Source organism: Hymenobacter sp. BRD67 (genome assembly GCF_013256425.1).
In the GTDB taxonomy this organism is placed as follows: Bacteria; Bacteroidota; Bacteroidia; order Cytophagales; family Hymenobacteraceae; genus Hymenobacter.
In genome coordinates, this window is record NZ_CP053904.1 from 2,039,332 (window position 1) to 2,059,090 (window position 19,759).

The 19,759-nt window shown below is 60.0% G+C and carries 19 protein-coding genes, 1 other RNA gene and 1 pseudogene; 9 read left to right on the top strand and 12 right to left on the bottom strand.

All coding sequences use genetic code 11. From position 1 onward, the window contains the following. Positions 1-3: 3 nt before the first annotated feature. The 8 genes and pseudogenes from GKZ67_RS09470 to ffs form a co-directional block, all read right to left on the bottom strand. Positions 4-1,029, bottom strand: a complete 1,026-nt coding sequence (locus GKZ67_RS09470; RefSeq protein ID WP_173242070.1) for a Gfo/Idh/MocA family protein — start codon at positions 1,027-1,029, stop codon at positions 4-6. 9 nt (positions 1,030-1,038) lie between these two features. Further along, positions 1,039-2,094, bottom strand: coding sequence for a DegT/DnrJ/EryC1/StrS family aminotransferase (locus tag GKZ67_RS09475; protein WP_254245180.1), 1,056 nt, complete (start codon positions 2,092-2,094; stop codon positions 1,039-1,041). A gap of 138 nt (positions 2,095-2,232) precedes the next feature. After that, on the bottom strand, positions 2,233-3,138 hold the full coding sequence (locus GKZ67_RS09480; protein WP_173242071.1) for a glycosyltransferase family 2 protein: 906 nt from the start codon (positions 3,136-3,138) through the stop codon (positions 2,233-2,235). 17 nt (positions 3,139-3,155) lie between these two features. Next, positions 3,156-3,838 (bottom strand): annotated as a pseudogene (locus tag GKZ67_RS09485) (cell division ATP-binding protein FtsE). A gap of 35 nt (positions 3,839-3,873) precedes the next feature. Next, complete coding sequence (locus GKZ67_RS09490) at positions 3,874-4,335, bottom strand: hypothetical protein (protein WP_173242072.1); 462 nt, start codon at positions 4,333-4,335, stop codon at positions 3,874-3,876. Positions 4,336-4,515: 180 nt separating this feature from the next. Next, a complete protein-coding gene (locus GKZ67_RS09495) occupies positions 4,516-4,719 on the bottom strand; it encodes a fructose-6-phosphate aldolase (protein WP_173242073.1) in 204 nt (67 codons plus the stop codon). 121 nt (positions 4,720-4,840) lie between these two features. Then, positions 4,841-5,497, bottom strand: a complete 657-nt coding sequence (gene fsa / locus GKZ67_RS09500) for a fructose-6-phosphate aldolase (RefSeq protein ID WP_173242074.1) — start codon at positions 5,495-5,497, stop codon at positions 4,841-4,843. A gap of 175 nt (positions 5,498-5,672) precedes the next feature. Beyond that, positions 5,673-5,769, bottom strand: an RNA gene (ffs, locus tag GKZ67_RS09505) — signal recognition particle sRNA small type. A 264-nt stretch (positions 5,770-6,033) separates the two neighbouring features. On the opposite strand from ffs, the gene guaA reads away from it, so the two are divergent. The 3 genes from guaA to GKZ67_RS09520 all read left to right on the top strand — a co-directional run bounded on the left by guaA (position 6,034) and on the right by GKZ67_RS09520 (position 8,623). Continuing rightward, entirely contained in the window at positions 6,034-7,581 is a 1,548-nt protein-coding gene (gene guaA, locus GKZ67_RS09510; RefSeq protein ID WP_173242075.1) for a glutamine-hydrolyzing GMP synthase, read from the top strand. Between the two features lie 81 nt (positions 7,582-7,662). After that, complete coding sequence (locus GKZ67_RS09515) at positions 7,663-7,893, top strand: hypothetical protein (protein WP_173242076.1); 231 nt, start codon at positions 7,663-7,665, stop codon at positions 7,891-7,893. A 10-nt stretch (positions 7,894-7,903) separates the two neighbouring features. Further along, positions 7,904-8,623 (top strand): type 1 glutamine amidotransferase, encoded by a 720-nt coding sequence (locus tag GKZ67_RS09520; protein WP_173242077.1) that lies wholly within the window; start codon positions 7,904-7,906, stop codon positions 8,621-8,623. 14 nt (positions 8,624-8,637) lie between these two features. Here GKZ67_RS09520 and dgt read toward each other — a convergent pair whose 3' ends face one another. After that, complete coding sequence (dgt, locus tag GKZ67_RS09525) at positions 8,638-10,014, bottom strand: dGTP triphosphohydrolase (RefSeq protein WP_173242078.1); 1,377 nt, start codon at positions 10,012-10,014, stop codon at positions 8,638-8,640. Positions 10,015-10,218: 204 nt separating this feature from the next. Between dgt and GKZ67_RS09530 the strand changes: the two genes are divergently transcribed. Beyond that, positions 10,219-11,760 (top strand): ArnT family glycosyltransferase, encoded by a 1,542-nt coding sequence (locus GKZ67_RS09530; RefSeq protein WP_173242079.1) that lies wholly within the window; start codon positions 10,219-10,221, stop codon positions 11,758-11,760. Position 11,761: 1 nt separating this feature from the next. Here GKZ67_RS09530 and GKZ67_RS09535 read toward each other — a convergent pair whose 3' ends face one another. Continuing rightward, positions 11,762-12,448 carry a DUF1361 domain-containing protein gene (locus tag GKZ67_RS09535; RefSeq protein WP_173242080.1) on the bottom strand — a complete coding sequence of 229 codons (687 nt, stop codon included), beginning with the start codon at positions 12,446-12,448 and terminating at the stop codon, positions 11,762-11,764. A gap of 148 nt (positions 12,449-12,596) precedes the next feature. Between GKZ67_RS09535 and GKZ67_RS09540 the strand changes: the two genes are divergently transcribed. From GKZ67_RS09540 to GKZ67_RS09560, 5 genes are all read left to right on the top strand, one after another. Beyond that, positions 12,597-14,330 (top strand): ABC transporter substrate-binding protein, encoded by a 1,734-nt coding sequence (locus GKZ67_RS09540; protein ID WP_173242081.1) that lies wholly within the window; start codon positions 12,597-12,599, stop codon positions 14,328-14,330. A 156-nt stretch (positions 14,331-14,486) separates the two neighbouring features. Then, the gene (gene hemL / locus GKZ67_RS09545; protein WP_173242082.1) at positions 14,487-15,773 is read left to right on the top strand and encodes a glutamate-1-semialdehyde 2,1-aminomutase; all 1,287 of its coding nucleotides are present in this window, start codon (positions 14,487-14,489) and stop codon (positions 15,771-15,773) included. Positions 15,774-15,861: 88 nt separating this feature from the next. Continuing rightward, on the top strand, positions 15,862-16,755 hold the full coding sequence (locus GKZ67_RS09550) for a hypothetical protein (RefSeq protein WP_173242083.1): 894 nt from the start codon (positions 15,862-15,864) through the stop codon (positions 16,753-16,755). An 80-nt stretch (positions 16,756-16,835) separates the two neighbouring features. Further along, a complete protein-coding gene (dcd, locus tag GKZ67_RS09555) occupies positions 16,836-17,375 on the top strand; it encodes a dCTP deaminase (RefSeq protein ID WP_173242084.1) in 540 nt (179 codons plus the stop codon). Positions 17,376-17,502: 127 nt separating this feature from the next. After that, positions 17,503-18,066 carry a hypothetical protein gene (locus GKZ67_RS09560; RefSeq protein ID WP_173242085.1) on the top strand — a complete coding sequence of 188 codons (564 nt, stop codon included), beginning with the start codon at positions 17,503-17,505 and terminating at the stop codon, positions 18,064-18,066. 78 nt (positions 18,067-18,144) lie between these two features. On the opposite strand, the gene gldC is transcribed toward GKZ67_RS09560, so the two are convergent. Together gldC and dnaN are read right to left on the bottom strand one after the other, a co-directional pair. Next, on the bottom strand, positions 18,145-18,483 hold the full coding sequence (gene gldC, locus GKZ67_RS09565) for a gliding motility protein GldC (protein ID WP_173242086.1): 339 nt from the start codon (positions 18,481-18,483) through the stop codon (positions 18,145-18,147). A 141-nt stretch (positions 18,484-18,624) separates the two neighbouring features. Then, a complete protein-coding gene (dnaN, locus tag GKZ67_RS09570; RefSeq protein ID WP_173242087.1) occupies positions 18,625-19,749 on the bottom strand; it encodes a DNA polymerase III subunit beta in 1,125 nt (374 codons plus the stop codon). Positions 19,750-19,759: the final 10 nt, after the last annotated feature.

Sequence of the window (19,759 nt, forward strand, 5' to 3'; positions counted from 1 at the left end):
CTTTCAGCGCAGGGCGTATATCCGCTCGATTATTTCCACTACCTTCAGGCCTTCGAGCGCGTTGGTGGTGGCAAAGCTGCGCTTTTGCACGGTAGCAACCACGTTTTCAATCACCTGCACGTGGTTGGCCGCCGAGCCCTGGTACGGGCCATAGTCGTTGGATGGATTGGTCGGCGGCAACACTGGCATCGCGTACCCTTGCAAGTGACAATAGTCAACTTTATCCATATACTGTCCGCCGATTTTCAGCGCCCCGCGCTCGGCTACCACCGTTAGGGAGCTTTCCAGATTGCGGTCCCACACGGCGGTGCTGTAGCTGAGCGTGCCGCTGCCGCCGCGCACAAGGTCGAAGGTGACCAGGCCGCTATCCTCAAAGTCGGTAATTCCCTGGTGCGTGAAGTCGCGGAAGCGGGCCGAAATATTGGTAATATCGCCAAACACCCAATAAAGCAAATCTACGAAGTGGCTGAACTGCGTGAAAAGCGTGCCTCCATCGAGCGCCTGCGTTCCCTTCCAGCCGCCGGCCTGATAGTAGCGGGCATCACGGTTCCAGAAGCAGTTGAGCTGCACCAGAAATACCTGACCCAGTCGGCCCTCTCCTACCACCTGCTTGAGCCAGGCGGCGGGCGGCGAGTAGCGGTTCTGCATTACCCCAAACACCAGGCGGCCGGTTTGCAAAGCCGTGTGCACAATAGTTTCGGCGTCTGTTTTATGGAGCGCAATGGGTTTTTCAACAACGACGTGCAGGCCGTGCCGCAGGCCGGCAATGGCTTGCGGGGCGTGCAGGCCATTGGGCGTAGCCACGGTGAGCACGTCGGCGGCGGGGCCGCTTTGCAGGTATTCTTCGAGTGAAGTAAAGAAGGGTACGTCTGGAAACTCGGCCGCCAGGCCGGCGCGCAAGTCCTCGCGCACGTCAATGAGTGCCGCTAGCACTGCTCCGTCATGGCGCGCTACTAAAGCCGCGTGCCGCCGGCCAATGTGGCCCACGCCGCAGATGACAAAGCGTACGGGAGATAGGTAGTCGCTCACAAGGCTGAATCAAACGCCGAAGAATGCACGCAGGCTGGTAATAATGTACTCCTGCTGATTTAGCGCCAGCCCCGGATGCATGGGCAGTGATAATACCTGCCCGCCTAATTTCTCCGCCACCGGAAACTGACCCAGCTTATAGTACAAATAAGTATAAGCTGGCTGCTGATGCACCGGCAAAGGGTAATAAACCGCACTAGCTATACCCCACTGATGCAGATGCACTTGCAGTGCGTCGCGGCGCTCGGCGCCAGTCATTTTAATTGTGTACTGGTGAAAAACGTGGCTGCTGCGCGCGTCGCGGGCTGGTAACTGTAAGCCGACAATACCGCCGAGCGCCGCGTCGTAGCGGGCGGCCACGGCCTGACGGGCGGCCTGGGCGGCGGGCAGGTGCCGCAGCTTCACGCGGAGCAGAGCAGCTTGCAGGGTATCAAGGCGCGAGTTGAGGCCGATGCGCTGGTGATAGTATTTCCGGCTCTGGCCGTGGTTGGCCAGCTGTTTGAGTAGGGCAGCGCGCCCTGCATCGCGGGTAAAAAGCGCACCGCCATCGCCCAGGCAGCCCAGGTTTTTACTTGGGAAGAAGGATGTCGTGCCTACCTCACCTACCGTGCCGGCGTAGCGGGTTTCGCCGCTGGCGAAGGTAAACGTGGCTCCTAGCGCCTGGGCATTGTCTTCGATAAGGGCCACGCCCGACTCCTGGCAGATAGCGTTTAATTCTTCTAAATCAGCACATTGCCCGAATAAATGCACCGCTACCACGGCCCCGGTTTGCGGCGTGAGCGCCGCCCGCACCGCCGCAGGGTCTATGTTGAACGTATCGGGCAACACATCAACCAATACCGGCCGTAGCCCCAGCAGGGCGGCAGCCTCCAGCGTAGCCACGTAGGTGAAAGCCGGTACGATAACTTCGGTGCCGGGCGGCAGTTCCAGCGCCATGAGGGCCAGGGTCAGGGCATCGGTGCCGTTGGCGCAGGGCACCACGTGGGCATTGCCCAGGTAGGCGCCCAGCTCGGCGGCAAACTGCCCCACGGCCGGCCCCTGAATAAAAGCGGCTTCGCGCAGCACTGCCTGCCAGGCCGCATCCAGCTCAGGTTGGTAAGGGCATGCTCGGCGGCCAAATCGAGCAAATTAATGGGTAGTAACTCAGGCAAGCTAGCTGTTTTTAAGGATTCGCCGAAGACCAAAGATACTGGCACTGGCCAGCTAATCTAGCTCTTGCAGCAGCCAGCGCAGCTTCAGGGCGTCGAGGGCGCGCAAATCGGGCCGGGGGGACAGTAAATTGCGCCGCAAAGCCGGCTCCAGCTTAGCCAGGACGGCCAGCGCGGCACGCGCCAGCCCCAGCTGGCGCAGCCGGCGGGCGGCGCCGGCCAGGCGGGTGTCGGCGCCCAGCGCATCGATGCGGAGCACCTGCGCCAGATTATGCACGGCCTGCCGGCTTTTTTCCAGAAAAACAGTGGCCGGCTCCAGGCCATCGTGCAGCACGGGGTTATCTAGGTGCTGCACTACAACGCCGGCCTGGGCCAGCGCCAGACCAAAGCGGGTGTCTTCGTGGCCATAGCCGCTCAGCCGCTCATCAAGCGGAAACCGGTGTAGCAATTGCCGCTTTATCAAAGCATTATTGATAGTCAGCTGCCCGCCGGGGTCACGCTGCCGGACGGCCGCCGGGCGCATCTCGCGGGCGCGGCCGTAGAGCCAGCGCAGTTGCAGCGCCGGGTCGGCGGGCGGCGTGGCTTCGTAAGTGGTGCCGCCAATAAAAAGGCCGGCCCCGCGCTGGTCCTGCACAGCCTGGGCATAACGCGCTAGAAAGGGCGCCCCGGCGGGCAGCAGGCTGTCGTTGTCGAGCAGCAGCAGCCACTGCTGGCGGGCGCGGGCGGCCAGGCGATTGCGAATGGCAGCTCGGCCTACATTGGCAGGCAGCTCTTCGTAGCGCACGCTCGGCAGCTGCGCCAGCAGTCGGTTTTGGAGCTGAAACCCGGCGTCCGAGTTATCATCAAGCAGCACGATTTCAAAGCCTCCGAGCCAGCCCGGAGCTTGCCTCAGCAAACTCTCGACCAGCACCTTAACGCTGCGGTTGTAAACGGGAATCAGAATAGATAAGCCGGCCAGCATTGGTAGCGACGAGTATGCTAGCGCCGACCCGAATCCAGCAGCGCCCCGTCTTTGCACGTCAGCACCCGGTGCGGGTATTTTTCGAGTAGCTGAAAGTTGTGCGTAGCCATAAGTATGGCAGTGCCAGCGTGATTAATTTCAGCAAAGAGCTCCATAATGCCGTCGGATACTTCGGGTCGAGGTTGCCCGTGGGTTCGTCGGCAAGCAATAAAATGGGCTCGTTGAGCAGCGCCCGTGCTATTACTACGCGCTGCTGCTCGCCACCCGAGAGGCGGTGCGGCATGCGGGCACCCACGCCGCTCAGCCCCACTTGCGTGAGTACCTCCTGCACGCGCTGCTGCTTGCGAGCCTTGCCTTTCCAACCGGTTGCATTTAGCACAAACAACAGATTTTCACTCACCGTGCGGTCGCTCAGCAGCTGAAAATCCTGAAACACGATACCGAGCCGGCGGCGTAGGTAAGGCACTTTGCCCGCTGGCAGGCTCGCCAGGTCGAAGCCCGCCACAGTGCCGCTACCCACTAGCAGCGGCAGGTCAGCATATAGCGTTTTCAAGATGGATGATTTACCCGACCCGGTACGCCCCACCAGGTAAGCAAACTCGCTTTTGCCCAGCTCAAACGATATATTTTCCAGCACCGCTCGCTCTTCCTGCGTAATGGTGGCTCCGTGCAGCTCAATTATCGGCTCGGTCAAGTTCAGGGACGAATTAGTAAAGGTTGAGGTAGTTGATAGAGCTATTTAAACCGACTATTGTACGCTTCTATTGCTTTCCCATAATGGTCGTTTTTTCCCGCGATAATAGCACCACCGACAAGTGAGCCAAGATAAACTGAAAAGGGTATCGGGGCTTTACTAAAAGCGGAACCTGGAGCATCATCATGACTTTTCGCTTGTATTACCCCAACAATTAATCCAGTAACAGCAACTGGCACCATTAATATGAATGCTAACCGCTGCTGTGACTTATATTTTTGAACCTCAACAGCAGATTTTGGATACGATTTTAACAGTCGTTTAATAGTAGCGTTGGTAACGGGCTCATTGTTAATCGTATAAAATGCACTTGAATTTCTTCCATAACCGGCTACGTTGAGTTTGATGGCACTGTCTTGCCGGCTGGCAGTGCCTGGTATTTGCGCCTGCGCCAAGCAGGCACAAAAGAGAAACGTCAACAGTAAGAAAGGGAGCTTTTTCATACTTTTTACAGGTATCTAGTTAACGTATTAGCCTGACGCTCTCCCCAGAATAAGCGCTTACTACGGAATGAGGTCAAGCACAATCAAAGAAATAACTAAATACATGAGCAGCATGTGAGCTGTTGAATTTTTCTATTTTTCCCTCCTATTTAAGTTAAGATGATGGGTTGATAGCTCTTATTACAATTCCAGCTTGCGCAGCTTACCAAACTCCAGGTCGGCAATAACCGCCGCCAGCGGCACTTCCTGCCCTTCCAGCCCGTAGCGGTGCAGGTCTTTGAGCGGCCGGTCGGCCCGGAAATAGGCAATCAGCACAAACTGCTCGTCGCGCAGCTGGATGTAGTCCGGGATTTTTGCCTTGCCTTTTACTTTGATGATGTACACTGAAAGAATGTGGTAAATGTGGAAGATGTGAAAATGTGTTAATGCAAGCTGAAAATGCTGACTATACCTGGCATAGCCATTTTTCTACATTCTCACATCTTCCACATTTGCCACATTAAAACTACGAGTTTACTTTCTTGTGGTCGGCCAGGAAAGTGGCCAGGCCTTTATCAGTCAGCGGGTGGCTGAGCAGGCCGGTGATAACGTTGAGCGGGCAGGTGACCACATCGGCGCCTAGCTCGGCGCACTGGATAAGGTGCGGTACGTGGCGCACGCTGGCAGCCAGCACTTCGGTGGCGTAGCCGTAGTTGGCAAAAATCTCAATAATCTGGGCAACCAGGCCCAGGCCGTCGGCACCAATGTCATCGAGGCGGCCTACGAAGGGCGACACGTAGGTAGCCCCGGCCTTGGCAGCCAGCAGCGCCTGCCCGGCCGAGAAGATGAGCGTGCAGTTGGTGCGAATACCTTTGTCACTGAAGTACTTGATGGCTTTTACACCTTCCTTAATCATGGGCACTTTTACCACGATGTTGGGGTGCAGCTCGGCCAGTGCCTCGCCCTCCCGGATAATGCCCTCGTAGTCGGTAGCAATCACTTCGGCCGACACGTCACCGTCCACCATATCGCAGATGGCGCGGTAGTGCGCCATCACCGCGTCGGTGCCCCTAATGCCCTCCTTAGCCATGAGCGAGGGGTTGGTGGTTACGCCGTCAAGCACGCCGAGGTCAACGGCTTCCTGAATTTCGGCCAGGTTGGCCGTATCAATAAAGAACTTCATTTGGCAAATGTCTGGTAAAACTGCTTGTCATTGCTTACCGGCACTTGCAATGACAAGCGGTTTAGTAAGATAGGTAGCTTATAAAAAAAGCCGGCCCAAAGCTACGCGCTGGCTACCTAAACACGGCAGACGAAACGCGGCTCGGGGCCGGCTGGAAACCAGAGGAAAAGACAAAAAAAAAGCGAGCCAAAATCGCACCGCTCAACCACCTACCCTTGCTGCCTTCCGGCCCTGGGGGAGTTCAGCAGGAGCTGGTCGTTCTGACTCGCCGCTGCAAAGGTACAACCCCAGACCACTGATTAGCACGGATTGTAGCGAATTTTACGGATTTTGCAGCTAGTATCCGGCTGTAGCTGCCTGATTGTTTGGCAGAAAAATTATCGTATGCCTGCGCGCAGCCGGCTATCATTACCGGCGAGGATGCTTAGAAAGCACCCTCGCCGGAGTATTTTTGCACCACAAACCAGCACGACGGCCCAGCGGAAACATCCACAAAATCCGTGAAATCCGCTAAAACCCGTGCTAAACAGTGGTCTATGCAGCAAATTCTGATTCTGGACTTCGGTTCGCAATACACCCAGCTCATTGCCCGGCGCATTCGCGAGCTGCACGTCTTCTGCGAAATTCATCCCTATACCCACGCCTCTCAGCTGGCCGAGCGCATTAGCGCCGGCGACCTGCGGGGCGTCATTCTTTCGGGCTCGCCGTGCTCGGTGCGCGATGCCGACTCGCCCAACCCCGACCTGAGCGGGATTCTGGGCCGGGTGCCGGTGCTGGGTATCTGCTACGGCGCGCAGCTGCTGGCCCAGCAGGGTGGCGGCGAAGTGCTGCCCGCGACCATCCGCGAATACGGCCGGGCGCGGCTTACCAGCCTCGATGAGTCCTCGCCCTTGCTGCGCGGCCTGCACCTGGATACGCAGGTGTGGATGTCGCACGGCGATACTATCAAGACGTTGCCGGCCGGGTACCATATCATCGCCGGCACCCCCGAGGTACCGGTAGCCGCCTACCAGCTACCCGGCCAGGAAACCTACGGCATCCAGTTTCACCCCGAGGTAACGCACTCGACCGAGGGCCGGCAGCTGCTGGAAAACTTTGTGGTTGGCATTTGCGGCTGCGACCAGAGCTGGACACCCGAGCACTTCGTGGATTCGATGGTGGAAGCGCTGCAAACTACCATCGGCCCCCACGACCAGGTGATTCTGGGCCTCTCGGGCGGCGTCGATAGCAGCGTGGCGGCGCTATTGCTACACCGGGCCATCGGCCCGCGCCTGCACGGCATTTTCGTGGATAACGGCCTGTTGCGGCAGGATGAGTTTGCCTCGGTATTGAAAGCTTACGAGGGCCTGGGCCTGAACGTGACCGGCGTGCGCGCCGCGCCCGAGTTTTACCAGGCGCTCGAAGGGCTGAGCGACCCCGAGCAGAAGCGCAAGGCTATTGGCCGCACGTTTATCGAGGTGTTCGACCGCGAGGCGCAGAAGGTGGAAGGCGCGCGCTGGCTGGCCCAGGGCACCATTTACCCCGACGTGATTGAGTCGGTTTCGGTGCACGGCGGCCCGGCCGTGACCATCAAGAGCCACCACAACGTAGGCGGCCTGCCCGAGAAGATGAACCTCAAAATCGTGGAGCCGCTGCGCATGCTCTTCAAGGATGAGGTGCGCGAGGTGGGTGCTGCGCTGGGCCTGCCCGGCGAGATTCTCAACCGCCACCCCTTCCCCGGCCCCGGCCTGGGTATCCGCATCCTGGGCGACATCACGCCCGAGAAAGTAGACCTGCTGCAACGCGCCGATGGGGTATTCATCAACCTGCTGAAAGAGCGCGGCCTCTACGAGCAGGTGTGGCAGGCCGGCGCCATGCTACTGCCCGTGCAAAGCGTGGGCGTGATGGGCGACGAGCGCACCTATGAGCGCGTGGTGGCCCTGCGCGCCGTAACCAGCGTGGACGGCATGACCGCCGACTGGGCGCACCTCCCCTACGATTTCCTGGCCGACGTGAGCAACCGCATCATCAACCAGGTGCGGGGAATTAACCGCGTGGTGTATGATATCAGCAGCAAGCCGCCGGCGACGATTGAATGGGAATAGAAACTGTGATTTCATACTGAGGGGCTGAATAAACGAAAGTCGCGTTGGGTTACCAGGGCGACTTTCGTTTATGAACAGGTTATGGACTGGCTACGCCTCTTGTTCTCCTCATGTGAATTTTATGCCTTTGGGATTCCCTATCTGGTTTATGGTGCGTGGGCTTATCGCGCACTCGGACAGAAGCAATACAGTAGTATATGGTCGATTTTTTGGGCAGGCATTTCATTTTTATTTATTTTATTATTAGGATTTTTTGTAATAGCAATGGCAGCAACAATTTTCATCATGTTTAATCACGCGGAAAAATTATAGCTATTAAATTATGCGCTTTCACTGCCTCCAACACTTACCCGACGAAGGCCCTGGCTACGCCGCCGAGTGGCTGGCCGCACACGGCCACACGCTTAACTACACGCGGCTGTTTGAACCAAATCCAATTTTTCCGGCGCTGGCGGAGTTCGATGGGCTGCTGATTCTAGGCGGGGCAATGAGTGTGCACGAAGAGGCCGAATTTCCCTGGCTGGTGGCGGAGAAAGCCTTTTTGCGCGAAGCATTGCGGGCGGGGAAAATTACGCTGGCCATTTGCCTGGGGGCACAACTGGTGGCGCAGGCGCTGGGTGGTGAGGTGCATCGCAATCCGGCGCCGGAAATCGGGTTCTGGACGGTGCGCTTTTCGGCCAAAGCGCTCACCCACCCGCTGCTGCGCGGCTGGCCCGACAAAGCCACCGTACTGCACTGGCACGTCGATACCTTCACGGTGCCGCCGGGGGCGGTGCGGGTGGGTATGTCGGCAGGCTGCGCGGCGCAGGGCTACGTGTGGGGCGACGGCATTATCGGCCTCCAGTTTCACCCCGAAATGACGGAGGAGATGGTGGAGAAATTAATTAATTTCGAAAACCATGAAGAAGCCGAAGAACAGGAATTTGTGCAAACGGCCGCGCAGATTCGCAGCAAATTAAAATCGGTGTGGAAGGGCCGAATACTAATTGAGCAACTGCTGAAAAATATGGTGGCGTTGCACGAGTCTGAAACCGGCCTTTAGCTGCCAGTCTACCCTCAAAATCCCTTCGGTAGCTCAATCCCTTTAATCGTTTTATACAAGCTCAGCGCGTGCTGGTCGGTCATGCCGGCAATATAGTCAGTAAGCAATATAATCTGCTCATACGCCGAGGCGCCGGCCTGCGGGCCAATGGCCCGAAACTGGTTCGGCAATAAATCGAGCAGCTTGCGTGAGCGGTGATTTTCTTTCTTGTCAAAAATGGCGCACAGGAACGCATCGAGCAGGCCGCCAAGCACCTCGAAGCCGGCAGCTTCGATTTCGAGCACCGGGCGCGAGCGGTAGAGCTTCTCCACACTCAGGCGCTGAATTTCTTGCAAGTGCTCGTAGCCGCTCAGTTCCTTCACCAGCGAGGCATCGTAGGTACCGGCCAGGATGGCGGGCGAGTGGTGGGCAAAGCGGGTAGCAGTTTCATCGACGAGCTGGCCGATGAGCGTGGCGCGCAGGTAACCCAGCTCTTCCTGCCAGTCGCGCCACTCTAGGCCGCTGCTGCCGGCACTTTTAGGGCGGGCATTGGGCGCGGCGGCGCGCAAGTCGCGCATAAGCGTGAGGCCTTTTTCGTGGTCGATGAGGCCCAGTTTGAGGCCATCCTCAAAGTCGATGATGCGGTAGCAGATGTCGTCAGCCGCCTCGACCAGAAAGGCCAGCGGATGGCGGTGGAAGAAGCCAGCCGGAGCGTCTTTGGCTTGCAGGCCCAGCTCTTCGGCAATAAGCTTGAAGCGCGGATTTTCGGCTTGAAAATGGCCGTATTTCTTCTCGCTGGCCCCGTTCTGCTTTTTACTCGGGTCGATAACCGACGGGCGCGGGTACTTGGTAAAGGCACCGAGCGTGGCATACGTCAACCCCAGGCCGCCCGAGCCGCTGCTGAGCGCCGGGTAGGTGTGCGTGAGAATGCGGAAGCCCGCGGCATTGCCCTCAAAGTGCTGCAAATCGGCCTGCTCGGCCGCGCTCAGGCCGGTGATAAAGCGCTCGGCCGCCCGGCTGGCGAAGTAGGCGGAGATGGCGTCCTCACCGGAGTGGCCGAAAGGCGGGTTGCCGATGTCGTGGGCCAGGCAGGCGGCGGCCACAATGTCGCCGCAGTCCTGGTCGAAGTCGGGCAGCTCACGGGCAATACTGGGGTCGGCTTCGAGCACCCGGCGGGCCGAGAGGCGGCCCAGCGAGCGGCCCACGCAGGCCGTTTCGAGCGAGTGCGTGAGGCGGGTGTGCACGAAGTCGGTTTCGGGCAGCGGCATCACCTGGGTTTTGCGCTGCAAGCGCCGGAAAGCCGATGAAAACACCACGCGGTCGTAATCGGCCAGATAAGGCGAGCGGCCCGGCGCGGGCGTTTCGGCGGGACGGTCAGGGTAGCGGCGGGTAGCAAGCAGGCGGGACCACATAGGCAGTGAGCAGTGAGCAGTGAGCAGTGAGCAGTGAGCAGTGAGCAGTGAGCAGTGAGCAAAGAACGCCATACTGGGCACAGCGCGACATCTCGCTTGCGCCGCTGGGGTAACAATTCTTCGAAGTGGCAGAACTGTTTCCTTCGTCAGCATGATGTTCTTTTGCTAACTGCTCTCTGTTCACTACTCACTGCTCACTGAAGTATGAAGCACCGTCTACCCCTATTATTCGCGCTCCTCAAATTTGTTTCGGGGCTATTGCTGGCCGGCTATGGCACCTACGAGCTGCACCGCGACGAGTACCTGTACCTTGACTACGGCCGGCACCTGGCCTGGGGCTACATCGAAGTGCCGCCCCTCACTGCCCTGCAAAGCTGGGTATCGCTGGCGCTGGGCGGCGGGTTTTTCTGGGTGAAAGCGTGGCCGCTGCTCTGGGGCAGCCTCACGATTTATATCGTGGTGCGGCTGGCGCAGCGGCTGGGTGGCGGGCCGTGGGCCCAGGCGCTGGCCGGCGTGTGCTACCTCACTACGGCTTACGGCCGAGTTAATCTGCTGTTTCAACCCAATGCGTTTGAAGTATTCAGCTTTACGCTGGGTATGTACCTGCTGGTGCGCCACGCGCAGCCCGACGGTCAGCCCCGGCACCTTTATTGGCTGGGTTTGGTGCTGGGGCTGGGCATTCTCAATAAATACACGACCTTCTTTTTCGGGGCCGCCGTGCTGGCGGGGCTGCTTCTCACCACCCCACGCCTATTTGCCCGGCGGCCCATCTGGCTGGCTGGTGGCCTGGCGCTGCTGGTGGCTGCCCCCACGCTGGGGTGGCAGCTGCGCCACGGCCTGCCTTTTCGGCACCACATGGCTCTGCTGCACGACACGCAGCTGGTGTACGTAACGGTGGCCAGCTTCTGGAGCGCCCAGCTTCTGCTATGCTTTGCGGCGCTCCTGGTGTGGGTGCCGGGGCTATGGGCGGCACTGCGCGGGCAGCCCGCGCCGGCGGTCCGCGTGGCCGGACTCGTATTCGTGGTCGGGCTGCTTATTCTGACCATTCTGCATGGCAAAAGCTACTATAGCTTAGGCTATTACCCGGCATTGTTTGCGATTGGGGCCGTGTGGTGGCAAACCCGGCTGGCCAGCCGGCTAGGCTTGCGAATAGCCTTGCTGGCCCTGCCGCTGGCGCTGTGGGTGCCCATCGTGCGCGACATCTTTCCCATTCTGCCGCCAGCAGCTATGGCGCGTCTCAGCCAGCGGCCTTTGCACCGGAAGCTGGGTCTCAACCGCTGGGAAGACGGCCAGGTGCACCCGCTGCCCCAGGATTTTGCCGATATGCTGGGCTGGCACGAGCTGGCCGACAAAACCTGGCTGGCCTATCAGGCGCTGCCCGACTCCACGCGCGCCCGCACGCTCATCAAGTGCGACGACTACGGCCAGGCCGGGGCCCTCAACTACTACAACCGTAACCGGGCGATACCTGCCGCTACTAGCTTCAATGGCAGCTACTTGTATTGGTTTCCGGCGCTGCCGGCCCGGCCCTGGCGCAACCTGCTACTCGTGGGTGAAGGCCACCCCGAAGAGCTCGTGCCTTATTTCCAGGAGTTTCGTAAAGTGGGCGAAATGACCACTCCCTACGCCCGCGAGCGAGGGGTTACTATTTACCTCGGCATAAACCCCAGCCCGGCCCTGCTGGCCCGCGCCTACGGCGAGCGGCGCACCGAATTAGCGGCCTGGGAAGGTAACCTGAAGTACTAGCTCACCTGGTATCGGGCGTTCCCGGCTCCCGGCCCTGCCCCAGCAGCCGCACGGTAGCGTAGGCAATGAGCAAAAAAGCCCAGAAAACGACCGTGACGCCCCAGGTGCGCGGGTAAGTAAAGGGATGCTGAATCCGGTTCAGGATATCGTAGAATAAAGTGAACGGATTGCTGAGCACATCCCAGGAATTATACCGCAGAAACCGCCCGAGATACACGCCAAACGCGCTAAGGCCCAGGGCGGCCGTCGCAAAACCCCAGCCCGCCCAGAGGCCCAGGCGCTGGCGCACCAGCGTGTGCATGTCGAGCAGCGAGGCGAAGGCCAGCATCAGCCCGTTCCAGGCGCAGGACATGATGAGGGCCAGGTCGTACCAGTAGGGTACGCCGGGCCGGGGCTCCAGGTGAAAGAGGTCGGTGATGAGGTAGGGCGCATTGGGGAAAAACAGCAGCCATACCAAGCCGATGGGTAGCAGCAGCCGCGCGCCGGGCGGCCGGGCAGCCAGGTGCAGCGCGGCACTCAGCCCAAAGGGAATAGCGGCCAGAAACAGGTTCCAGAGCAGAAAGACGAACAGCAGCTGCCGGGTGATAACTATTCGCGCCGCAATAAGCGTGAAGCTCAGGGCCAGCGACAGCCCCAGTACCAGCAGCAGCGGCAGCCGGCGCCGCAGCGCCGCAACAGAAAGTGGCATAAGCAGCAAGCCTGGCGAAGGCGCTAAGGTAAGCGGCGGGCCGGGTAGCAGCCCCAATCAGGTGCGTGGCCCGCCGCCTAGGCTTTTTACATCTCCCTGCTCCCCTCCCGTACCTTTGCGCTGGCCAACGCCGGCCCTTCCCTTCCGCATGACCCACTTGTATCGTGCTGCCGCCTTCTGGTTCTGGCGGCAGCTGTTTCTACTGCCACTCGTGCTGCTGAGCCTGAGCGCGTCCGCCCAGGGCCAGCTGGCGCGCTACCGTACCGGCAAAATGCAGCTCGACCAGGGCCACTACGCCACGGCCATGCAGGAGCTGGAGCCGCTGGCCCAACCCATCAATAAGTTTGCCCAGGCCGGCGATGCCGCCTACCTCTACGCGGTGGCAGCCACCCGCCTGGGCCAGTGGGCCGAGGCCGAGCAGATGCTCAATCTTATTCGAAATCAATACCCTACCTACGGCAACCTCAACGAGGCGCTGTATCTGCAAGGCCAGGTATCGTTTGAGCAGGGCGATTATGATACGGCGCTACGTACGCTGGGCCAGCTGCCCGCCGAGCAGTACGGCCCCCTGCGCGAAGCCATGCAGGCCACTTACCTGGCCAGGCTGAAAGACCGAACCACCTGGCAGCGCCTCCAGAAGCGCTACCCGCAAAGCAAGCTCATCGGCCGGTACTATGCCGACTACCTGCTGGCCGGTGGCTCGCTCAATGAGGCCGACCGCCAGCAGCTGGAGGCCCTCGTTAGTCAGTTTAAGCTCGACCGTACCCGCTACGCGACGGCCCTTACCGCCACCGGGCCAGCCGCGCCGAAGGCCCTACCGCGCAAGGGAAGCTACAATATAGCAGTTTTACTACCTTTTGAGCTTCAGGATAATACCTGGCAGACCCAGCGCAAAAATCAGTTTGTAACCGACCTCTACGCCGGCCTGCGCCTGGCCCAGGACTCATTGCAGCGCACCGGGCACCCGGTGCAGCTCTATGCCTACGATACCGGAGCCGATACGCTGACGCTCAAGAGCATCCTGGCCCTGCCCGAGCTGGCAGGCATGGATTTGCTCATCGGGCCGGTGTACAAGTCGGGCGCCAAGCTGCTGGCCCGCTACGCCCGTGAGCATCAGATTATCTGTATCAATCCGCTTTCGCAGGATGCTGACCTGGTGCAGGATAATGCCTATCACTACCTCTATTCTCCCAGTGCCGCTACCCAGGGCCGGGTGGCCGCGCAGTTTGCCGCCAGCGCGTTTGGTACGGGCCGCCCGGCCGTGCTGCTGCACGAGGACAGCAAGGATGAGAATGACTTTGCGGCGGCCTACCAGGCAGCTTATGAGGCGGCCGGCGGCCACCTGCTGGCCACCCACGCCTTCCGGCCCGACGACCCCGGCAGCCTGGCCGCGGCCTTTTTGCCGGCCGAGCTGGCCGGAGCCAGCCACTTCGTAGTAGCCTCCGACGCCCGCAAGGCTGGGCCAGCAGCCTTTACGGCGCTGGCTGCGGTGCCGGCGGCCAGCCGCCCGGCGCTGGTGGTGCCCGGCACCTGGCTCGACAATCCCGGCCTGGGCGTTGGGCAGTTGGGCAGCGCGGGCGTGTACTATTATCACCCCAAGTATTTTGATACGCAGCGGCCCGGCTACCGGCGCTTCCGCCAGCTCTACCTGGCCAAGCAAAAGCTGCCGCCCTCCGTGTTTGCCAACCAGGGCTTCGAGCTGCTGTTGTTTTTTGGCAATGCCTTACTCCAGTACGGGCCGGCCTTTCAGAGCGGCCTGGCCAGCGCCCCGCCGCAGCCCGGAGCCATCTTCGAAGGCCTCACCTACCCTAGCACGGCGCACGACAACCAAACCGTGCCGCTGTTCAAGCTCAGCAACCTCGAGCCGCAGCTGGTGCGGTAAGCCGCAAGCTCTTCGCGTTTGTCATTGCGAGCAAAGCGAAGTCATCGCACGAGAACGACCCTGGCGCGAGTCGTGCGCTCATCGTTTTTATGTGATTGCTGCGCAGGCTCGCAATGACAGACGTTATTATATTTAAAAAGCAAGCAGACTTTTAGCATGACCACTTCCGAAACCTTATTTGCCCGCGCCCAGGAGCTGATTCCGGGCGGAGTTAACTCGCCGGTCCGGGCGTTTCGCTCGGTGGGCGGCGTGCCCGTATTTATGCAATCGGCCCGGGGCGCCTGGCTTACCGATGTTGATGGCAAGCAGTACGTTGATTTTATCAACTCCTGGGGCCCGATGATACTCGGCCACGCGCCGGCCGTGGTACTTGATGCCCTCACCAAAGCCCTGCCCGATTCGCTTTCCTTTGGAGCACCCACCCGGCGCGAAGTTGAGCTGGCCGAGCTGCTTATCGAGCTGGTACCCAGCCTGGAGAAAGTGCGCCTGGTGAACTCAGGCACGGAGGCCACGATGTCGGCCATTCGGGTGGCGCGCGGCTACACGGGCCGGGCCAAAATCCTCAAGTTTGAGGGTTGCTACCACGGGCACGGCGACTCATTTCTGATTGCCGCCGGCTCGGGGGCCCTCACGCTGGGCGCGCCCGACTCGCCGGGCGTAACTGAGGGGGTGGCCCGCGATACCCTCACCGTGCCCTACAACGACCTTGCCGCCGTTGAGGCCGCCATTGCGGCCAACCCCGACCAGCTGGCTGCTATTATCATCGAGCCGGTGGTGGGCAACATGGGCCTCGTGGAGCCGGCGCCGGGCTTCCTGGCCGGGCTGCGGGCCCTCTGCACCAAACATAGTATTGTACTAATATTCGACGAAGTAATGACGGGCTTCCGCCTTGCGCCGGGCGGCGCGCAGGAGCGCTACGGCGTGGTACCCGACATGACCACGCTGGGTAAGATTATTGGGGGCGGCCTACCCGTAGGTGCCTACGGGGGCCGGGCCGACATCATGAACCAGGTGGCGCCGGCCGGTAAGGTGTACCAGGCCGGTACGCTTTCGGGCAATCCGCTGGCTACGGCGGCCGGCATGGCCCAGCTGCGCTACCTCCACGAGCACCCCGAAGTGTATCAGCAGCTGGAAACTATCGGCACCCGCCTGGCCGATGGCACCCGGCAGATTGCCAAGGAGCTGGGTCTCCATTATACCGTTAATCAGGTGGGCTCGATGTTCAGCCTGTTTTTCACGCCGGAGCCGGTTAATAACCTCGAAGACGCCAAGAAAGCCAACCTGCCGGCTTTCGGGCGCTATTTCCACGCCATGCTGAACCGGGGTATCTACCTGGCTCCGTCGCAGTTTGAGGCGCTTTTTATCTCGACGGCCATCACCGACGAACTGGTAGAAAAGTACCTTACCGCCTGCCGCGAGTCGCTCATCGAAGCGCACCACTAGACTTTTTGGCGCAGCGTTTGGCAGAGGCTTCCGCTTCAATACTTTGCGCTACCCTGCCAACTTTGCGAAACTCTGCGCTAACCCCCTTATGCGTTACCTGCTGCCCCTCTTTTTTGCCCTGCTGCTGGCGGGCTCCGCCGGTGCCCAAACGCCCGCCGAAGCCAACAAGCAGCTCTTCGACCGCACCATCGACGAGCTAAACTTCCGCACGTTCGAAACGGTGTACGACAAGCACTTTACGCGTCAGAAATTTCCTGAGAACCTGCGCTCGGCAGCGGCCCGGCGGCAGTTTACCAACTTTGAGAATAATACTGAGCTGCAAAAGCTGTTTCTGAACTACAACGGGGTGGCTGAGCGCTACAAAACGCATTTTGGCAATGGCCCACTCACGCTGGCTGAGTTTGAGAAGCAGCTGAACGGCGTACTGCTCGACCGCAATTTCGAGTTCTTTATCCGGGGCCTGCCGCACGATGAAAAGTCTGCCCTGGTACGCGCCGAGCAACGCGTTATCAAGCAAGCCACCGCGCAGTTCAACGCCAGCGCCAGCCCCGCCGCCAAACCCGCCCCCGAGCCCGAGGAGCCGCTGGCCGCAGCTGCGCCGCTTACTACCAACGGCCCCAGCGACGAGACCACGCCGGCGGCAGCGGAGCCGGAAATCCGGCCGGCGGCCTACTCCTCCGCAAGCACCGCGTCCACCAGCGGCCCCGGCTGGGTAGGCTACATCACGCTGCTGCTGAGCCTGGGCTCGTTTGGCCTGCTGCTCTACTCGGCAGCCAGCCTGCTGCCCGAGCTGCGGCGCCTGCGCGCCCGCGTGCGGGCCCTGGAGGCCGAGCAGGCGTACTATACAGCCCCGCCCGAAGGCGAGGAAGAAACTCCCGACGAGCCCGGCACGGCTACCGGACCTAACGCCGGCTTTTTCAGCCGCTTCCGCCCCCAGTCTACCGGCGAACTGCCGGCCGACAGCTACGACGACTCCGAATAAGCGCCTGCTTTCGCGGGCCTTTACCTCAGCCGGAGCCGCCCCTACACAACCCTGAAATTCGCTAAACTACCCGTTAATCCGTGATTCTGACCGACCTGCAAATCCGCGCCGAAATGGAGCGCGGTACCATTGTAGTGCAGCCTTTCGACCCGAGCTGCCTGGGTACCAACTCCTATGACGTACACCTGGGCCGCTACCTGGCTACCTACAACGACGCGGTGCTCGATGCCCGCCGCCACAACCAAATCACCACCTTCGAGCTATCGGCCGATGAAGGCTTTGTGCTTCAGCCGGGCACGCTTTACCTGGGCGTAACGGAGGAGTATACCGAAACCCACGCTCACGTTCCCTTCCTGGAGGGCAAAAGCAGCGTGGGTCGCCTGGGCATCGATATTCACGCTACCGCCGGCAAGGGCGACGTGGGCTTTTGCAACCACTGGACCCTGGAAATCAGCGTTTCTATGCCCGTGCGCGTGTACCCAGGCATGCCTATCGGCCAGCTGATTTATTTCAGCCTGCAAGGCGATGTGCAAACGTTCTACAACCGCAAGCAGTCGGCCAAATACAATGACCGCACCGACCGACCGGTAGAGAGCATGATGTGGAAAAACCAGTTTTGACCAGTGCCGCCAGCGCGTTAGCATCAACTTCGCGGGCAGGTTTTGCGTTAGTAGCAGCAGCCTCGCGCCGCCCGCTGCTGGCGCACCAGTTGGCTACCAGTCATTCTAACCCATGCTTTGCCCGCCAATGAAATCTGCTTTTGCCTTTCTATTGCTGGCTGCTACCCTTACTGCCCGGGCGCAGCAGGCATCGCCCTCCCAGGGGCCGGCCTCGCCAATGCCGCAGGATAAAACCCAGCCTACCCCGCGCCTAAACCCGGCCGTATCAGCCCGTTCGGAGCACCTGACCGAGCAGATGACGCGCGACCTGCGCCTGAATGGCTACCAGGCGTCGCGCATGCGCGACATCAACAACGATAAAATTGCCAAGCTGGCGGCGGCCGAACACCTGTACGCCAAAGACCCCGATATGCTGGACAAGCAGTCGAAAGCCATCAGCCACGAGCGCGATGCGGAAGTGCAGGCCGTTCTCTCGACCGACCAGTACACCGATTATTTCGACGCCCGCAAGCGCTACGCGCAGGCCGACCACGACTACGCCCACAATGCCTCGGCTTCGCTACTCGTCAACTCAGTCCAGAACCCAGTGCCGGCGCGGGCCAACGATGCCGTTATCAGACCCTCAGCGCCAGCCAAGAGCGCAGGAACTTCCGGTACCCGGCCAGCTTCCCTGGGCCGCTCCATGCGCTAACCTACACTCCACGCACCAAACAAAAGGCCTGCCGCATAGTGCGGCAGGCCTTTTTAAATATATAAAATACAATATGTATTAGCTATTCGTTTGCCCCTGCTCTTCGAGGTAATCGCTGAGCTCTTTGCAGAGGGTGCGCATCATTTCGGCCATTTTCTTGTCGCCGGTGGCCGTCACGATGGTTTCGGCCATCGAGCCGATGTTATCGACTACAAAAAACTTCATGGCATCGGTGGGCATATCCTTGGTCCAAAGGTCGATTTTCATCGTCGCGTCGGCGTTGCGGTCCCAGATGGCTACGTTGATAGCTTTAGCAAAGTGAATATCCTTGCCTGCATCGGTGGCCTGCCAGCTGATAGCTTCGGGCACCTTCTGGTCGTCGAGTGCAATGCTGAAGTGAATTTCTGATTTTTTCATAAAAGGATTGGGCAGGATTCTAAAAAAGTTTGTCATTGCGAGCCTGCGAAGCAATCGCACCTGAACGAAACTCAAGCGGCTCGTTCTAGTGCGATTGCTTCGCAGGCTCGCAATGACAAACGTGTTTTAATAGGCTAGCAGCTACACGTAGTTATTGAGCATCACCGGCATTACCAGCATCAGGATGCTTTCGTTCTCGTCGGCCAGGGTAGGCATGAGCAGGCCGGCCCGGTTGGGCGTGCTCAGCTCCAGCGTGATTTCCTCCGAGTCAATGTTCGAGAGCATTTCCTGCAGGAAGCGGGCGTTGAAGCCGATTTCCATATCCTCGCCGTCGTACTGGCAAGCCAGGGTTTCCTTGGCCTCGTTGCTGAAATCGAGGTCCTCGGCCGAAATCACCAGCTCCGAGCCTGTGAGGCGCAGGCGCACCTGGTGGGTGGTCTTATTGGAGTAGATGCTGATGCGGCGCACCGAGTTCAGCAGCTCCTGGCGATTAATAATAAGCTTATTAGGATTGCTGACGGGAATTACGTTCTCGTAGTCGGGGTAGCGCTCGTCGATGAGGCGGCACACCAGGCGCATCTGGTTGAACGAGAAGAACGCATTGCTTTGGTTGAACTCGATATGCACCGGCGTCGCCTCGCTGGGCAGCGAGCTTTTCAGCAGGTTGAAGGCTTTGCGCGGAATAATGAGGTTGGCCGTCTGGCCCGCGCCCACATCCTGGCGGCGGTAGCGCAGCAGGCGGTGGCCATCGGTGGCCACAAACGTTACCTGGGCTTCGCCCAGCTGCACCAGAATGCCGGTCATGGCCGGGCGCAGCTCATCGGTGCTCACCGCGAAGATGGTTTTATTAATAGCCCGCGCCAGCGACGACGAGGGCATCTCGACCGGGGCCGAGCCCTTCACCACCGGCACGCGGGGGAAGTCGGCAGCATTCTCACCAGCCAGCTTGTAGCGGCCATTGGCCGAGCTGATTTCGATGGTGTAGGTTTCCTCATCCAGGCTAAATGTTACGGGCTGGTCGGGCAGGTTCTTGAGGGTATCGAGCAGGATGCGGGCCGGCGCGGCAATGCGTCCCGCTTCGCGGGCTTCGATGGGCAGCTCGGTTATCATGCTCGTCTCCAGGTCGGAAGCCGTGATGGTGAGCTTGCCCGGCTCAATCTCAAACAGGAAGTTCTCGAGGATGGGCACCACGGGGTTGTTCGTAACCACGCCGTTGATGCTCTGGAGCTGCTTGAGCAGGGCCGAGGACGAAACAATGAACTTCATAAAGGTGGGG

Excerpts from the sequence above, each read along its gene's own strand:
- GKZ67_RS09480 (WP_173242071.1), bottom strand. The coding sequence starts at position 3,138 with ATGCTGGCCGGCTTATCTATTCTGATTCCCGTTTACAACCGCAGCGTT.
- GKZ67_RS09490 (WP_173242072.1), bottom strand. The coding sequence starts at position 4,335 with ATGAAAAAGCTCCCTTTCTTACTGTTGACGTTTCTCTTTTGTGCCTGC.
- fsa (WP_173242074.1), bottom strand. The coding sequence starts at position 5,497 with ATGAAGTTCTTTATTGATACGGCCAACCTGGCCGAAATTCAGGAAGCC.
- guaA (WP_173242075.1), top strand. The coding sequence starts at position 6,034 with ATGCAGCAAATTCTGATTCTGGACTTCGGTTCGCAATACACCCAGCTC.
- GKZ67_RS09515 (WP_173242076.1), top strand. The coding sequence starts at position 7,663 with ATGGACTGGCTACGCCTCTTGTTCTCCTCATGTGAATTTTATGCCTTT.
- GKZ67_RS09520 (WP_173242077.1), top strand. The coding sequence starts at position 7,904 with ATGCGCTTTCACTGCCTCCAACACTTACCCGACGAAGGCCCTGGCTAC.
- dgt (WP_173242078.1), bottom strand. The coding sequence starts at position 10,014 with ATGTGGTCCCGCCTGCTTGCTACCCGCCGCTACCCTGACCGTCCCGCC.
- GKZ67_RS09530 (WP_173242079.1), top strand. The coding sequence starts at position 10,219 with ATGAAGCACCGTCTACCCCTATTATTCGCGCTCCTCAAATTTGTTTCG.
- GKZ67_RS09535 (WP_173242080.1), bottom strand. The coding sequence starts at position 12,448 with ATGCCACTTTCTGTTGCGGCGCTGCGGCGCCGGCTGCCGCTGCTGCTG.
- GKZ67_RS09540 (WP_173242081.1), top strand. The coding sequence starts at position 12,597 with ATGACCCACTTGTATCGTGCTGCCGCCTTCTGGTTCTGGCGGCAGCTG.
- hemL (WP_173242082.1), top strand. The coding sequence starts at position 14,487 with ATGACCACTTCCGAAACCTTATTTGCCCGCGCCCAGGAGCTGATTCCG.
- GKZ67_RS09550 (WP_173242083.1), top strand. The coding sequence starts at position 15,862 with ATGCGTTACCTGCTGCCCCTCTTTTTTGCCCTGCTGCTGGCGGGCTCC.
- GKZ67_RS09560 (WP_173242085.1), top strand. The coding sequence starts at position 17,503 with ATGAAATCTGCTTTTGCCTTTCTATTGCTGGCTGCTACCCTTACTGCC.
- gldC (WP_173242086.1), bottom strand. The coding sequence starts at position 18,483 with ATGAAAAAATCAGAAATTCACTTCAGCATTGCACTCGACGACCAGAAG.
- dnaN (WP_173242087.1), bottom strand. The coding sequence starts at position 19,749 with ATGAAGTTCATTGTTTCGTCCTCGGCCCTGCTCAAGCAGCTCCAGAGC.